General features: G+C 34.1%; 8 protein-coding genes. All 8 read left to right on the plus strand.

What is annotated here, in order from left to right; all coding sequences use genetic code 11:
• Positions 1–14 precede the first annotated feature (14 nt).
• Positions 15–1970, plus strand: coding sequence for a glycoside hydrolase family 97 protein (locus tag IEW40_RS09365; RefSeq protein WP_188617837.1), 1956 nt, complete (start codon positions 15–17; stop codon positions 1968–1970).
• A 10-nt stretch (positions 1971–1980) separates the two neighbouring features.
• Complete coding sequence (locus tag IEW40_RS09370) at positions 1981–4563, plus strand: glycoside hydrolase family 31 protein (protein ID WP_188617838.1); 2583 nt, start codon at positions 1981–1983, stop codon at positions 4561–4563.
• 12 nt (positions 4564–4575) lie between these two features.
• The gene (locus tag IEW40_RS09375; protein ID WP_188617839.1) at positions 4576–5973 is read left to right on the plus strand and encodes a glycoside hydrolase family 43 protein; all 1398 of its coding nucleotides are present in this window, start codon (positions 4576–4578) and stop codon (positions 5971–5973) included.
• A gap of 38 nt (positions 5974–6011) precedes the next feature.
• Positions 6012–7955, plus strand: a complete 1944-nt coding sequence (locus IEW40_RS09380) for a glycoside hydrolase family 97 protein (RefSeq protein ID WP_188617840.1) — start codon at positions 6012–6014, stop codon at positions 7953–7955.
• Positions 7956–8018: 63 nt separating this feature from the next.
• The gene (locus tag IEW40_RS09385; protein WP_188617841.1) at positions 8019–10541 is read left to right on the plus strand and encodes a glycosyl hydrolase 115 family protein; all 2523 of its coding nucleotides are present in this window, start codon (positions 8019–8021) and stop codon (positions 10539–10541) included.
• Positions 10542–10739: 198 nt separating this feature from the next.
• Complete coding sequence (locus IEW40_RS09390; protein ID WP_188617842.1) at positions 10740–13454, plus strand: T9SS type A sorting domain-containing protein; 2715 nt, start codon at positions 10740–10742, stop codon at positions 13452–13454.
• A gap of 106 nt (positions 13455–13560) precedes the next feature.
• Entirely contained in the window at positions 13561–16188 is a 2628-nt protein-coding gene (locus tag IEW40_RS09395) for a glycoside hydrolase family 3 C-terminal domain-containing protein (protein ID WP_188617843.1), read from the plus strand.
• Positions 16189–16244: 56 nt separating this feature from the next.
• Positions 16245–18233 carry an alpha-L-arabinofuranosidase family protein gene (locus IEW40_RS09400; protein WP_188617844.1) on the plus strand — a complete coding sequence of 663 codons (1989 nt, stop codon included), beginning with the start codon at positions 16245–16247 and terminating at the stop codon, positions 18231–18233.
• The last annotated feature ends 41 nt before the right edge of the window (positions 18234–18274 follow it).

The raw sequence follows: 18274 nt of genomic DNA on the forward strand, positions 1-18274 counted from the left end.
AGTTCCAAGTCAAAATGAATAATATCAAAAATCATATCAAAACATATATTTTATCAAAAGCAATTTTGATAATTGTTTTGTTGAGTTTTTCTAATTGGTTTTTAGCAAAAAATTTGATGGTAAAATCTCCCAACGAGAAAATTGTAGTTGGTATTTTCAATTCAAATAATACCGAAAAAGGGAAATGGTTTTTGAATGTAAAATTGAATAATAATGGTATAATTACAAATACCATTTCTGCAATCGATTTGGGATTAATGCTTTCGGAAGGTGTTTCTTTTGATGAAATGAAATTAATGAAAACTTCTAAACCATTGTTAATAAAGGAAAATTATTCAATGCCTCACGGAAAATCTTCTCAGAGACAAAATATAGGGAATGAAGTGGTTTTTACTTTTGAAAATAATGAAAACAGAAAACTAAATTTGATTGTACGGGTTTATAATGATGGAATTGCTTTTAGATATTCTTTATCTGGAAAAGGAAATTTAACGGTTCAAGATGAATTAACTTCTTACACCATCGATAAAGAAACCACACGCTGGAAAGAAAAATGGAATCCCGCGAATGAAGGACTCTATTCTTCAATGGTTGGCGAAAAAATCCAGCAGGAAGAATGGTGCTATCCTGCATTATTTCAGACTAAAGATAATTGCTGGTTTTTATTGCACGAATCTGCTGTTGATGGTAATTATTGTGGTTCTAAACTGAGCAATAAATCAGATAAAAATAAATATAAAATTACTTTTCCAAACCCGAAAGATGGTCGCGGAAAAGGAGAATCATTGCCAAAAATTGCATTACCTTGGATGTCTCCTAGGAGAGTGATTATCCTCGGAAATCTTAATGATATTGTGGCTTCCACTTTGGTAGAAGACGTTGCACCGCCTTCCGTTATAAAAAATACGGATTGGATAAAACCTGGCGCAGTTTCCTGGAATTATTGGTCTGATAACCACGGAACAAAAGATTTTAAAACCATTTGTGAATTTGCTGATTTGGCTGTTAAGATGAATTGGCCATATACTTTACTAGATTGGGAATGGGATGCCATGGGAAATGGTGGAAATCTGGAAGATGCCTTGAAATATATTCATTCTAAAGGAATAAAACCACTGATCTGGTATAATTCGGGTGGTGATCATACTTGGGTTGCTTCTACACCGAAAGACAGAATGCTTACCCACGAAAATCGAGTAGAAGAATTTTCTAAACTTAAAAAACTCGGCGTTGCAGGGGTAAAAGTAGATTTTTTCGAGAGCGAGAAACAGAATATGATTCAATATTATATTGATATTCTGGAGGATGCTGCCCAATTTAATATGATGGTCTATTTCCACGGCTGTCTAGTTCCGAGAGGTTGGTCTAGAACTTACCCAAATCTGATGACTTATGAAGCGGTTCGTGGTGCAGAATGGTACAACAACGGTCCAGAATTTACAACAACTGCACCTATTCATAATACCATTCTTCCATTTACCAGAAATGTAGTCGGTTCTATGGATTATACGCCAGTTACATTTACCAATTCACAGTTTCCGCATCTTACTTCTTATGGTCACGAATTGGCTTTAAGTGTGGTATTTGAATCTGCATTGCAACATTTTGCAGATAGGCCAGAAGGTTATGATGAATTGCCAGATGAGCCGAAGAATTTTTTAAAAGAAATTCCTACTCATTGGGAAAAAACAATTTTGTTGCAAGGTTTTCCTGGGAAAGATGTAGTTATAGCAAGAAACAAAAATTCGAAATGGTATGTTGGAGGAATTAATGGAGAAAATATTGAAAAAAACATCAAAATTAATTTCGATTTTTTAGATAAAAACAAAAAATATAAGCTAAGATTAATAAAAGACGGAAAACACGATAAACAAATTTTAACCCAAGATTCTGTGATAGAAAGTACAGATTCTGTCGAGGTAAAAGTTTTGAGAAGAGGAGGTTTTGTAGCAGTAATTTCTCCATTATAAGAGTTTAATTATGAAATTTAAAATATTAACATATTGGCTTACCATATTTCCCATTTTAGTTTTTGGGCAACACTATATATCCTACAGCAAGAATGCTGAAGAGGTTTCTATGAAGCTCTCTGATGGTTATTTAGTCCTAAGACCTTTAAACGAAAATGCGGTAAGAATAAAATTCATAAAAGAGCTAAAACCAGAAGAAAATCAGTTTGTTTTTGTCAATGAAAAAAGTTATTTAGATTTTAAATTCGAAGAAAATGCTTCTTCTTTAAAACTAAAAACTAAAAATTATGCTGTTCTATTCAACAAAAAAACGGCTCAGCTTAGCTTTCTAAAAAGCAATGGTAAAGTTTTACTTTCAGAAGCTGCAAATAGTAGAAAACTTATAGAAAGTACCGTGTCTTCACAGCCTTGTTATATTGTAGAACAAAGTTTTATCAATGATAAAGATGAGCAACTTTTTGGGTTAGGTCAGTTTCAGGATGGTCATTATAATTTAAAAAATATCAGCAGAAAACTGATTCAGGTCAACAGTCAGATTGCTTTGCCTTTTTTGTATTCTTCAAAAGGATATGGAATTTTGTGGAATCAGTTTGGATTAACTTGGTATAATCCAGCAGATGAATCCGTTCCTTTAGAAAAAGAATCTATTAAAAATGATGAAGAGAGGGAAGTAACAGGTACTTCGGGAACCATAAAAGTTTCTCAGCAACAAGCTTTGTATAAAGGTAAAATTTCAATTAAAAAGAGTGGAGAATATACTTTTATGCTAGATTTGGGAAATATGGATAACCGTCATTTTCTTACCATTGATGGAAAACCAGTAATAGACCAGTCTAATCTGTGGCTTCCTCCTGCTGTGAGTACTAAAGTTTTTCTTACCAAAGGGGAACATCATTTTGAAGTAGTTTGTAGAGCGACCAACACGCCTTCTTTACAATATAAATTTGCAGAAGATATTACTACATTTCGTTCACCGCACAGTAAGTCATTAGATTATGTTCTTTTTGTAGGAAATAATGCAGATGAGGTTATTTCTTCTTACCTAGAAATCACGGGTAAAGTACCAATGCTGCCAAAATGGGCTTTTGGATATTGGCAATGCAGAGAAAGATATACTTCTGCCGAACATTTAGTAAAAACTGTAGAAGAATTTAGAAAGCGCAATTTGCCTGTAGATGTTATTGTTCAGGATTGGCAATATTGGGGCAAATACGGCTGGGGTGTACCTAAATTTGATGAACAAAATTATCCTGAACCCGAAAAATTTATTGAAAAATTACATCAGCTTCATTTCAAATTTTCAGTATCGGTTTGGGAAAATTTAGATAAAAAATCTGAAGTTGCCAAAGATTATGAAGGTCTGTACCTACCAAATAGTCCTTGGATTGATATTTTTAATCCGAAAACACAAAAAATACATTGGAATGCTTTAAACAAAAATCTTTTCCAGAATGGAGTAGATTCTTGGTGGATGGATGCTACGGAACCGGAAAATGATGCATTGGTTGGCAAAAATACTTTCTTGGGAATTGGAGAATTTTACAGACTAACGTACCCGTTTTTCGTAAGCAAAGCAGTTTACGAGGGACAGAGAGCAACTAATCCTGATAAAAGAGTAGTCATTTTAACCAGATCCGCTTTTCCTGGGCAACAGAGATTCGGGACGATTAATTGGTCTGGTGATATTGGCTGGGATTGGGATGCTTACAGAAGGCAAATTGTAGCGGGACTTAATTATTCCATCTCTGGAATGCCTTATTGGACAACCGACATTGGCGGATTTTTCCGTCCTGGTTCTTCCCAATATTCTGACCCGAAATATCACGATATTTTAATGAGATGGTTTCAATGGGGTGTTTTCAGCCCGATTTTTAGAATGCACGGTTACCAAACCGAAACAGAACCTTGGAAATTTGGCGAAAAAATAGAAAGCAATATGCGTGATTTGATGAATCTTAGATATCAATTATTGCCTTACATCTATTCTCAGTCTTGGGAAATTTCAAAAAATAATTCTACGATGATGCGACCTTTGGTAATGGATTTTAAAAACGATAAAAAAGCAATTGAACAATCTTATCAATATATGTTTGGAAAATCTATATTGGTTGCTCCTGTGGTAAAACCAAACAAGGAAAATTGGGAGGTTTATCTTCCTATAGGTTATTTCTGGTACGATTTCTACACCAACCAAAAAAATAATGGTGGAACAATCGTTTTAGCAGATGCTACTTACAATAAAATTCCACTTTTTATAAAATCAGGTTCTATAATTCCTTTTGGTGAAGTAATGCAATACACTTCGGAAAAATCTAATCAAGAACTTACCATAAAAGTATATGCTGGCAATGATGGCGATTTTACACTTTACGAAGATGAAGGAGATAATTATAATTATGAAAAGGGAAATTATACGCTTATTTTTTTTAAATGGAAGGATAAAGAAAAAAAATTACAAATTGATAAACGTATAGGTAATTACATTGGACAAAACAATCACAGAATTTTTAATATCCAAATTATAGGAATCAATAAGGAAATCATTACCCAAAAAGCCTCATATGAAGGAAATGAATTGACCATTAAATTTTAAAATAAAAAGAAAATGAAAAAAATATTAATTACACTTAGTCTGTTATATGGTGGTTTAGGTACTTTATTTGCCCAAAATCCAGTAATTCAAACTCAATTTACACCAGATCCTGCACCTATGATTTATAAAAATAAGTTGTATGTTTTTACAGGAGACGATCAGCCTGGATTTGATTTTTATACAATGACCAAATGGCGCATTCACTCATCAGACGATATGGTAAACTGGACAGACCACGGTTCGCCGATTTCTTTAGAATCTTTTTCTTGGGCTAGAGATAGAGCTTGGGCAGCACAATGTATCGAAAGAAACGGTAAATTTTATTGGTATATCTGCGCTCAAACGGTTGATAACAATATGGCAATTGGAGTTGCGGTTTCAGACAGTCCAACTGGTCCATACAAAGATGCTTTAGGCCAACCTTTAATTTCTACAGGAAGTTGGGATAATATAGACCCTACCGTTTTTATTGATGATGATGGACAAGCTTATTTGTATTGGGGAAACGGTCATCTTTTTTATGTAAAACTCAATAAAGATATGACTTCTTACGAAGGAAAAGTTACAGAAGTACAACAATCTGTAGAAGCTTTCGGCGGATTAAGACGTCCCGGAAAGAGTGAAGAAGTTTTACAAAAACAAGAAAAATTTGAAGATGTATATGTGGAAGGACCTTGGTTTTACAAAAGAAATAATCTCTATTATCTGATGTATGCAGGGATGACTAATAGAACAGAATGTCTTTCTTATGCAACAAGTCCGTCTCCAATCGGGCCTTGGAAATATCAAGGAAAAATAATGACCGACCAACCTACCAATAGTTTTACCAATCACGGTGGAATTATAGATTATAAAGGAAAATCTTATCTATTTTACCATACAGGTCTATTGCCAAAAGGTGGAAGTTATGGACGTTCTACTGCTATTGAAGAATTCAAATATAATGCAGATGGAAGCATCCCGAAAATAACAATGACCAAAGAAGGCGTAAATGCTGTTGGAACCTTAAATCCTTACCAAAGAACTGAAGCCGAAACAATGGCGTGGTCTGAGAAATGCAACACCAAAGAAAATAAAAAAGTAGGAGTGTATGTGTCAGATATTAGAGTTGGCGGACATATAAAAGTTCGCGCAGTAGATTTTGGAAAGGGAGCTTCAGAATTTTCAGCTTCTGTGGCAGCAGGAGTAGATGGCGGAATTTTAGAAGTGAGATTAGATAAAATTGATGGAACTAAAATCGTCCAAATTGAAATCCCAAGAACTGGCGGTTGGGAAGAATTTAAAACTCTAACTACAAAAATTTCAGAATCTGTTTCAGGTGTTCACGATGTGTATTTTGTGTTTCAAGGGAAAAATATTACCGCCGGAAGACAACTTTTCAACTTTGATTTCTGGAAGTTTAATCCATAATTTTTTAATCTAAATCTTAACTCAAATAATTAAAAATAATGAGAAGCTTACATAAAATAATATTTTCAATTTCGATTTTACTATCCGTTATTTTACAAGCGCAAGTTGCTGAATTGGTAAGTCCAGATGGTCAATTGAAGCTCAGCGTTTTTTCGGAAGATGGTAAAGCATTTTATTCTGTAGCATTTTCAGGAAAGACCGTTTTAGAGAAGTCGCCTTTAGGTTTGGTGACCAATGAAACTGATTTTTCTAAAAACTTGAAATTCATCAATGCCGAAAAAGGAAAAACTGAAAAAAAGTACACCAATCAGAAAATTAAAAAATCTGAAGTAAATTATAACGCCAATACATTGATTTGCACTTTTGAAAATGCTCAGAAAAATAAAATTTCAGTAGAATTTCAAGTTAGTAATTATAACATTGCGTTGAGGTATCAGATTGCTCCTATCGGAGAAAGAATGAGTGCTGTAGTGCAATCAGAAGTAACAGGATATCAATTTCCGAAATCTACCACTACTTTTCTTTCGCCGATGATGAGTCCAATGAAAGGTTTTGCACGTACCGCACCAAGCTATGAAAGCGGTTATGAAGCAGATGCACCTTTAGGAAAACCCGCTTCTAACAAAGAAGGTTACGTATTTCCTGGATTGTTTAATATTGGTAATGAAGCTTGGGTTTTACTTTCAGAAACTGGCGTAAACAGTCAGTTTTGCGCATCACATTTAAGCAACGGAACATCAGACGGACTTTATACCGTAGAATATCCAAATCCAGCTCAGAACAACGGTTTCGGAAGTTCTGGTGCCGCTATTTCTCTGCCTGGGAAAACACCTTGGCGAACCATTACTGTAGCAAATTCCCTGAAACCAATTGTAGAAACTACCATTCCTTTTGATGTGGTAGAACCACTTTATGAACCATCTCAGAATTATAAATTTGGGCGTTCTACTTGGAGCTGGATTGTTTGGCAAGACCCAAGTATGAACTATGAAGACCAAGTAAAATTTGTAGATCTTGCATCTTCTCTTCGATATGAATTTATTTTAATTGATGCACTTTGGGATGCCAATATTGGTAAAGAAAGAATGAAAGAACTCGTTCAATATGCCAAATCCAAAAATGTGGAAGTAATGCTTTGGTACAATTCCAATGGTGCTGCGAATGATTCACCAATGGGACCAAGAAATAAAATGAGCTCTTCCATCGAACGCAAAAAAGAAATGAAATGGCTGAAAGAAATTGGTGTAAAAGGATTAAAGGTAGATTTTTTTGGTGGAGACAAGCAAGAGACGATGCGTTTGTACGAAGATATTTTGTCTGATGCCAATGATTTTGGCTTGACCATTATTTTCCACGGAGCAACTTTGCCTAGAGGTTGGGAAGTAATGTATCCTAATTACGCAGGAAGCGAAGCCGTTTTAGCCTCAGAAATGCTTATTTTTTCTCAGGATGTCAGAAATTCTGAAGCTTTTTTTGCTACACTTCATCCGTTCATCAGAAATTCTGTAGGTAGTATGGAATTTGGCGGCGTTTTGTTGAACAAATATTTAACAAAATCTAATCAAAACAAAAACAAGAGATTAACCACTGATGCTTTTCAGTTGGCTACAGCCGTTTTGTTTCAAAATCCTATCCAAATGTTTGGTATTACTCCTAATAATCTAACAGATGTTCCCGCTTTTGAAATCGATTTTATGAAAGAAATTCCTGCACTTTGGGATGAGACGGTTTTCATAGACGGTTATCCTGGGAAATATGCCATTATTGCAAGAAGACATCAGGATCAATGGTATGTAGCAGGCGTAAATGCCGAAAAAGAAGTTTTGAAAAAGAAATTGAAGCTCCCCATGTTAACAGGAAAAACCGTAAAATTTTATAATGACGATAAAAATAGAGAAATCAATTCTAAAGATTTGAAAATCAATAAAAACGGAGAGCTAGAAATAGAAATTCAGCCTAATGGTGGATTTGTATTGAAGTAAATTTCAATAATCAACAGAATTTAAAAAGATTTTAAATTTTTCAAAATTAAAAATAATCTAACAATGAGACTTTTTTCAAGAATTATCACAACTGTACTCGTTTTCTTTGTTTTTACAGTGGAAATATCTGCTAAACAACCCTTTATTACTACAGAAAAAAATTCTGATGTACTTGTACTCAAAGAAAAATCTGTAAATCTTTCTATTTTTACCAATGCAGGGATAGATGCAGGAATCATGAGAGCTGTTAAAAATTTACAGTCAGATTTTCAAAAAGTTACAGGGAATCAACCAACGATTTTAAATCAAATTTCGGGAAATAATACACCTTTGATTATCATAGGAACGGTCGGAACAAAATCTGTGATAGATGATTTGATTAAGCAGAAAAAAATTGATGGAAAAGCTTTAACAGGTAAAAACGAAAAATTTATCATCCAAAACATCAGTAATCCTTTTCCGGGAGTTTCTGAAGCGATTGTGATTGCTGGAAGCGATAAAAGAGGTACTATTTACGGAATTTATGAAGTTTCGCAGCAAATTGGTGTTTCGCCGTGGTATTATATGGCAGATGTTCCTGTAAAAGTGAAAGAAAATATTTATTTCAGAAAAGGAATTTATACTGATGGAGAACCTGCTGTAAAATACCGAGGAATTTTCTTAAATGACGAAGAACCTTCGCTAGGAGGTTGGGCTAGAGCTACTTTTGGCGGAGTAAATTCTAAATTTTACGAGAAAGTTTTCGAATTAATTTTACGTATGAAAGGCAATTACATTTGGCCTGCAATGTGGGGAAAAGCGTTCTATGACGATGATGCTTTAAGCGGACCATTAGCTAATGAAATGGGTATTATAATGGGAACTTCTCACCACGAACCAATGGCGCAAGCTCAGGAAGACTGGCACAGATATATTAAGAAAAATAATCTACCAAATGTTTGGGATTATTCTAAAAATGCCGAAGTTTTGCAAAAATTCTGGAAATCTGGTATTGAAAGAAGTGAAAATTGGGAAAAATTAGTAACTGTAGGAATGCGTGGTGATGGTGATGAAGCAATGGGAGAAGGAACTAATATTGCTTTGCTGGAAAATATAGTAAAAGATCAGAGAAAAATTATAGAACAAGTTACAGGCAAAAAAGCTGAAAAAACTCCTCAGGTTTGGGCTTTGTATAAGGAAGTTCAAGATTATTATGACAAAGGAATGAGAGTTCCGGATGATGTAATTTTGCTGTTTTGCGATGACAATTGGGGAAATGTAAGAAAATTACCAGATCTTACAAAACCATTACACAAAGGCGGCTACGGAATTTATTATCATTTCGATTATGTAGGAGGCCCTAGAAATTCTAAATGGATTAATATCAGCCCGATACAGAGAATTTGGGAACAGATGAATCTTTCTTACGAGCATAAAGTAGATCAACTTTGGGTAGTAAACGTTGGCGATTTAAAACCAATGGAATTCCCGATTAGTTTTTTCTTAGAAATGGCTTGGAATCCGAAACAATTTAATTCTAAAAACCTTTTAGAATATACCGAGAAATGGTCTGCGCAGCAATTTGGTGGAAAATATGCCAAAGAAATTGCCAGAATGATTAATCTCTACACCAAATACAACCGAAGAGTTACACCAGAAACGTTAGATAGCAAAACTTTTAGCCTAAATAATTACCACGAATTTGAAACGGTCTTGAATGATTATAGAGCTTTGGCTATTGATGCATTACGTTTAAAAGAACGTATTCCTGCTGAATATCAAGATGCTTATTATCAGTTGGTTCTATATCCTATTGATGCGTGTAGTAATTTGTATGAAATGTATTATGCGGTTGCTAAAAATAGAGAATTAGCCGCTAAATATGACCTTAAAGCTAATTATTATGCAGACAGAGTAAAAGAATGTTTTGAGAGAAATGCATATCTAGACCATAAATATAATAATGAAATTGCTGGTGGAAAATGGGTAAATATGATGGACCAGATGAAGATAGGATACAAAGCTTGGTTTGACGGAAAAGTAAATGTAATGCCAGAGGTAACCTATGTATATGATGATAATGCTTCAAAAGAAAAAGTATTTAAAGAAAAAGACGGTTATGTTTCTATAGAAGCTGAGAATTTTGCAAGAATGAATAATTCTGACCGAATTCATTGGGAGGTGATTCCTGATTTTGGCAAAACCAAATCTGGAGTAACTACTTTTCCGCAAAGTGCTGACCCTAAAACCAGCGAAAACATCTATCTAGAATACGATATTAATTTTGAATCTAAAGGAGAGTTCGAAGTTCAACTGCTTTTAGCTCCTACTTTAAATTATAATCACAATAAAGGATTGCGATACGAAATTTCCTTTGATGGAGGAACTCCACAAATCATCAATTTTAATGGCCATTATAAAGGTGAATTGGGAAGATGGCAATCAGAACATATCATTAAATCTATCACAAAACATCAGATTTCACAACCCGGTAAACACACTTTACGTTTCAGAGTTTTAGAAGCTGGTATTGTCTTAGAAAAGATTTTAATAGATACAGGTGGACTTAAACCAAGTTATCTGGGCGCGCCAGAGAGTAATTTTTAAACAAACAAATCCCAAAAATTAAACTTCACTATGAAAAAAAACAACAGTCTTTAAACATTTTCTTAAACTTTAGTCAGATTTATTTTTAACAGATTTAAGAAAAAATTATACGATGATTTCAATGCATTTTTTAATGTATTGAATGAGTTTTATGCTTAAAAAATAACCAATTGTCCCCCCCCAAAAAAAAAAAAAATTATGTTTAATCTTAGAAAAATATTAGCATTGTTTTCGGTGCTTCTTTTTATAGCTCAATTCAATGCTCAATCCTCAAAAGTTAGAATTGATAATACCACTCCAAGGCAAAAAATTACTGGTTTCGGTGGTTTTGTTTGTAGTCCTCAGTTTGCTTATAACCATATGACAACTGCTGAAATACAAAAAATGTGGGGAGCAAATAGCGAAGCAGGCTATAATATCATGAGACTATACATCCCTACAAGTAGAGATAATTGGAATTTGGTTCTAGAAACTGCTCAATTAGCCAAATCTTTAGGTCTTATCATTTTTGCGAGCCCTTGGTCGCCACCTGCAGAATGGAAAACCAATGGCAATGATGCTGGAACTTATAACGGAGTAGAAGGTTTTTTAAAACAAGAAAATTATGCAGATTTTGCCAATTATTTGAATGATTTTGTGGTATATCTCAGAAATAACGGAGTAGAATTAGATGCTATTTCGCTTCAAAATGAGCCAGATTATGTGGTTACTTATGCAGGATGCTCTTATACGCCAGCTCAAATGACCAATTTTCTCAAAAATTATTCAGATGTAATTTCTTGTAAAATTATAGCGCCAGAAACAGTAGGGATGTCTAATACTTTTGCCACTGCATTACAAGCTGCTGATGTATTACCCAAATTCGAAATTTATGCTGGGCATCAGTACGGAGGAATTGGTTCTACTTATAAAGGTTTTCAAAATACGGATAAAGAAATTTGGATGACCGAATTCTTAATCAATTGGAATTCTAGTGGCGGTAGCAGAAATTTCACTTGGAATACAGATGCTTTTGATTTTGCAAAAAGTATCAATGATGTAATGGTAGGCGGAGGAAATGCTTGGATTCATTATGCTACAAAAAGATACTACGGAATGCTAGGTGATGGGCAATACGGAACTACCACAGGTGAAATTACCAAAAGAGGTTATATTCTTTCTCATTTCGCTAAATATACTACAGGTTACAGAAGATTAGATGCTATCTGGAGTGATCAAGGTTCAATGCAAGGTTCTGCTTATATAAATAATACGGGCGATAAAGTAACGCTTATGGTTTTCAATTCTTCTGCAAATACATATAATCTTAAAGCAGATTTGCCTTTTTATACTACTTCGGCTCAGAAAATTTTGACTAATGAGACTACTAATATGAGCTCTTCTAGCCTTAGTTTTACGGAAACATTTCGCCCAACTATCCAGATTGCACCATATAGTGTAATTACCTATGTTTTTGATAAAAGTAAAACGAGAGAGGTTTCTAATATGACTGGTCAAGATGTAAATTATAATAAAATAGAATCGCAAACTACTACAAATGCTGCATTTGGAACGGCTTATCAGTTGAGTGGTAAAACAGCTACTTTATATAATCCAACTCCATTAATCAGTGCTAATACTACAGCAGCAAATGGATATTTAAGTTTAGATGACCGTTATAATAAATTAGTTTTCCATGTAAACAGCTATACTACGAGTAATTTACCTACTTCTTCTAATACAACTCTTTATTATGTAGATAATGCAGGAGTAGTGAAATCTTACAATTACGGAACGCTAAATTTACCATCATCTGGTTCTAGTAATTTTGATTTGGTTTTTGATATTTCTAGAGCGGTACTTTCCACAGGTTGTAAAGGGATTTTAGGACTTAGAAATGGTAATTACAGTTCAGTTCTTACCTTTAATTTTGGAGATGTTTATTTCAGTATTTCTAATGAAAAAGCGATGAAATTTGCTGGTGTTTATTCTGATGGTGATAGCAATCTAATGGATGTTTATGAAAACAGTTATTATACCACATTAGATTTTACCAATACTACCAATATCAATACCAGTGCAAATTGGATTGATAAAGTACTCAACAAAAACAGTATTTTTTATGTAAGTAATGGTTCTGGTTTCCGTAGTAGTTCAGCAAATTCTACTGTAAATGCTAATGTAGTTTCTGGTAGTACATGTGCCAGCTTAGAATTATCTGATCAAGGCGGAGATTTTAATGCACCAGTTAATTTCACGGCTACTACAGCTTCTTATACCAAAACAATTACTAGTTACACCGTTCTTGTTCTTCCTTTTGAGGCAGATATACCAAGTGGAATTGAAGCATATACTATGTTGCCTTCTGCTACCAAGGTAGTTTGTACACCTATTGCAAACGGAAAAATCCCAGCTAATACACCTGTATTAATAAACGGAAATGGTACTTTTACATTTACAGGTTCAGGAAATGTATCAACTCCAAAAGCAATTACAGTCAATCAATTCAACGCAGATTATAGTTCTGTTAAAGCATACACTGGTGGCTATGTATTGAAAACTGTAGGAGGAACTACTGGGCTTTATAAAATAACTAGTGGCAGTGAGGTAGTGCCTGCTTTCAGTGCTTATATCTCTGAAGAAAATATGTATTCAGCTACAATGTTACCAATTGAATTCCAAACATTAGCAGTAAAAGATTTTTCTGGTTCAAAAATACAGTTATATCCAAATCCAGCTAAAGATGAAATTTTCGTAACCGTAGGAAATGGAGCGGATTATAGAATTTTTGATGCAAAAGGAAGCTTAATACTTAACGGAAAATTTTCTTCAGGTAAAAACAGAGTTGATGTTTCTAAATTAGCATTAGGAGTTTATTTCATAGAAGTAGGAAACTCACAAAAAATAGAAAAAAGTAAATTTATCAAAAACTAAAAACTTGTTTTTTGATTTATTGCATAAAAGTTATAAACTAAGCATAGCTATCATTCATTTGATAGCTGTGCTTTTCCACTCAAAAGATTTAAAATAAATTGAGCTTATGAAAAAAATATTATCAGGAATTTTAATTTTAGTTTGTGCTTTTTCTCTTGCGCAGAATTATAAATATCCTTTCCAAAATCCAAAAATATCAGTAGAACAGAGAATTGAAAATCTTCTCGGATTATTGACGGTTGATGAAAAAATAGGAATGATGATGGATAATTCCAAAGCAGTACCTCGTTTAGAAATTCCAGCTTATGGATGGTGGAATGAGGCACTTCACGGAGTCGCAAGAGCTGGAACAGCTACTGTTTTTCCTCAGGCAATTGGAATGGCAGCAACTTGGGATGCACCAGAACACCTCAAAACTTTTGAAATGATTTCTGATGAAGCCAGAGCAAAATACAATAAATCTTTTGATGAAGCCAATAAAACTGGGCGCTATGAAGGTCTCACGTTTTGGACTCCTAATATCAATATTTTTCGTGATCCAAGATGGGGAAGAGGTCAAGAAACTTATGGTGAAGATCCATATTTAACCTCAGTTCTAGGAGTAGCAGCTGTGAAAGGTTTGCAAGGTGATGATCCACAATATTTTAAAACCCACGCTTGTGCCAAACATTTTGCCGTACACAGCGGTCCAGAATGGAATAGACATTCTTATAATGCAGAAATTTCTAAAAGAGATTTATACGAAACTTATCTTCCAGCCTTCAAAGCATTGGTTTTAGAAGGAAATGTAAGAGAGGTAATGTGTGCTTATAACGCTTTTGAAGGACAACCGTGCTGTGCTAATAATACTTTGCTTAATGACATCCTTCGTGGTAAATGGAAATATTACGGAATGGTGGTTTCTGATTGTTGGGCCTTGGCAGATTTTTATCAAGAAAAATACCACGGAACGCATCCCGACGAAAAAAGTGCTGCCACAGATGCTCTGAAACATTCTACAGATTTAGAATGTGGAGATACATATAATAATCTCAATAAAGCTCTTGCAAGTGGATTAATTACAGAAAAAGATTTAGATATTTCGATGCGCAGAATATTGAAAGGGTGGTTTGAACTAGGTATGCTAGACCCGAAATCTTCTGTCCATTGGAATAAAATACCTTATTCTGTAGTAGATTCTGATGAGCATAAAAAGCAAGCGCTAAAAATGGCACAAAAATCAATAGTGCTGATGAAAAATGAGAAGAATATTCTTCCTTTAAATAAAAATATTAAAAAAATTGCAGTGGTAGGCCCAAATGCTGATGACGGATTGATGCAATTGGGAAATTACAACGGAACACCTTCTTCTACAGTCACTATTTTAGACGGAATTAAAACTAAATTTCCAAACGCCGAAATCATCTTCGAAAAAGGTTGCGAAGTAGCAGATCCTTCTTCCAAAACTTCTCTTTATCAGAATTTTATGAGCCAAAAAAATGGCGAAAAAGGTATGAAAGTGGAGTTTTTCAACAATAATGAATTTAAAGGTAAACCAGTAAATATATCTGTTAATAAAACGGGAATTAATTACAATAGTTTTGGCGGAACTCAGTTAGCTCCAGGTGTAGCAAGAGAAAATACATCGGCAATAATTTCAGGAATTTTTAAAAGCAGCTATTCTGGCGATGTGGTATTTTCTGCTTTTGCATCTGATATTTACACGCTTTTTGTTGACGGAAAAGAAATTGCTACCAGAAAAGGGCCAGATGCCAGACATCCTTCTGAATTTCCTATAAAAGTAGAGAAAGGCAAAGAATATCTAGTAGAGTTACACCACAGTCAAAAAGGAAAATACGTAAACATCGGCTTTGAAGTCTATAGAAAAGACCTCGTAAATTTTGTATCAGTAAAAGAAAAAGTGAAAGATGCTGATGTTATTATTTTCGCTGGAGGATTATCACCTAGTTTAGAAGGCGAAGAAATGTTGGTAAATGCTGATGGTTTTAAAGGTGGTGATAAAACCACGATAGAACTTCCGAAAGTTCAGCGTGAATTGTTAGCAGAATTAAGAAATACAGGGAAACCTGTTGTTTTTGTGTTATGTACAGGCAGTGCACTTGGTTTAGAGCAAGACGAGAAAAATTATGATGCTTTGCTCAATGCTTGGTATGGCGGACAATCTAGCGGAACTGCCGTAGCAGACGTTTTAGCAGGAGATTACAATCCTTCAGGAAGATTACCGATTACATTTTACAAAAATTTGGAACAATTGGATAATGCTCTTTCTAAAACCAGCAAGCATCAAGGTTTTGAAAATTATGATATGCAAGGCAGAACCTATCGTTATATGATAGAAAATCCTTTGTACGCTTTCGGGCATGGTTTAAGTTATTCCAAATTTACTTATGGAGATGCTCAATTGAGCAAAAATATCATCAATTCTAATGAAAAAATCACCATAACCGTTCCTGTTACCAATATTTCTAATAAAGATGGAGAAGAAGTAGTGCAGATTTATGTGAAAAGAAATAACGATGTTTTAGCTCCAGTAAAGACATTAAGGGCTTTTGAAAGGGTTTTAATTGCATCAAAAGAAACAAAAAATATTCAATTGACGATTTCTGAAGATTCATTCAAATTTTATGATGAAAAAACCGATGATTTGGTTTCAAAATCAGGAGATTATACTATTTTCTACGGAGGTACTTCAGAAAATTCTGGTTTAAAAAGTTTACCAATAAAAGTGAAATAGTCTTGTTAAAATTTTAAAATAATTAAAATTCAATTAATCATAAATATCATTAGTATATGAGAACAAAAAATAAAATTTACGCTGCTTTTTTCACCGTTTGCACTACGTTTTTGTTGGCGCAATCTGGCATTCAATCTAAGCATATACTTGATTTAGATGGCGCTTCTACTCATATCAAAATTCAGCCTACGATGTACGGAATTTTTTTCGAAGACATCAATTTTGCGGCTGATGGAGGTTTATATGCAGAACTTATTAAAAATCGAAGTTTTGAGTTTGATGAACCTTTAACTGGATGGAAACAACCCAATACAAAAACACTTTCGCCTAATTTAGATTCTGGTTTTTTAATCATTCATACAGACGCTTCCAAAACCAATAAAAATTACGCCAGAATTACTGTACTTAATGATAAAAACTATCTTTTAGAAAACGAAGGTTTCAGAGGAATAGGAATTCATCAAGGCGAAAAATACGATTTTAGTTTTTATTTAGAAAATGTTTCTGGGAATATAAAAGAAATGAAGGCGGAGCTAATTGATGAAAAAGGACAATCAATAGTTGCGGTTAGCATTCCTGTTTCGGGTAAAGGATGGCAGAAATATGCTGCGGTATTTTCTCCGAAAAGAACGGTTGAAAAAGCCAAATTGCAAATTACTTTTGTTGGTAATGGTGTTGTAAATATGGATATGATTTCACTCTTTCCACAAGATACTTGGAAAGGCAGAAAAGGCGGTTTGCGCAAAGATTTAGTTCAAAAATTATATGATTTGAAGCCTGGTTTTTTACGTTTTCCGGGCGGTTGTATTGTAGAAGGAAGAACTCTTGCGGAACGCTATCAATGGAAAAAAACTATAGGTAAAGTGGAAGACAGAGAAAATCTTATCAACAAATGGAATAATGGTTTTGCTCATCGTCTCACACCTGATTATTGGCAGTCTTTTGGTTTAGGATTTTTTGAATATTTTCAACTTTCAGAGGATTTAGGAGCAGAACCGTTGCCAATTTTGAGTTGTGGAATGGCGTGTCAATTCAACACCGCCGAACTCGTGAAAATGGAAGATTTAGACCCTTATGTTCAAGATGCTTTAGATTTAATTGAATTTGCTAATGGCGATATTTCGACACCTTGGGGAAAAGTGAGAGCAGAAATGGGACATCCGAAACCATTTAACTTAAAATTTATTGGTATAGGGAACGAACAATGGGGAGAAGATTACATAGAAAGATATAAAGTTTTTGAAAAAGCTATTCACGCTAAATATCCAAAAATTACCATCGTTTCTGGAAGTGGACCATCACCTGATGGAGAATTCTTTGAATACGGATGGAAAGAACTCAAAAAACTAAACGCACAAATTGTAGATGAACATTATTATAATTCACCAGAATGGTTTTTAGAGAATGCTACCAGATATGACAAATATGATAGAAAAGGACCAAAAGTTTTTGCAGGAGAATATGCTGCTCAGTCTGTAGGTGTTGTAAAACCAGAAAATAAAAACAATTGGTTAACCGCTCTTTCTGAAGCAGCTTTTATGACGGGGCTAGAACGTAATGCAGATGTGGTGACTATGACTTCTTATGCGCCGCTTTTAGCTCACGCAGATGGTTGGCAATGGACTCCAGATTTAATTTGGTTTAATAATCTTAGTACTTACGCTACGCCTAATTATTATGTTCAAAAATTATTTTCGAATAATAAAGGAACAGATTTACTTAAAATTACTGAAAATGGTAAAGCATTAACAGGACAGAAAAAATTATATTCTTCGGCAGTTTTTGATGAAAAATCCAAAGAAATAATTATCAAAATTGTAAATGCAGATATACAACCAAAAGAAATGAATTTGAATACCAAAAACCTTCGTTTTGGCGATAAAATGATTAAAATCATATTGTCTGCAGATACCTTAGATACTGAGAATAGTTTCACTTCTGAGCCCATTCAACCAAAAGAGAATTCTGAAAGCATAAAAAGGGGAAAAATTTCTACCGAAATACCTCCAAAATCAGTGGTAATCCTTAAAATTAATAAGCTGTAAGCCCCATCAATAAAGGAAAAATAAAAATTAAGTGTAATTTA

It is taken from the genome of Cloacibacterium rupense, from assembly GCF_014645495.1.
Taxonomy (GTDB): Bacteria; Bacteroidota; Bacteroidia; order Flavobacteriales; family Weeksellaceae; genus Cloacibacterium; species Cloacibacterium rupense.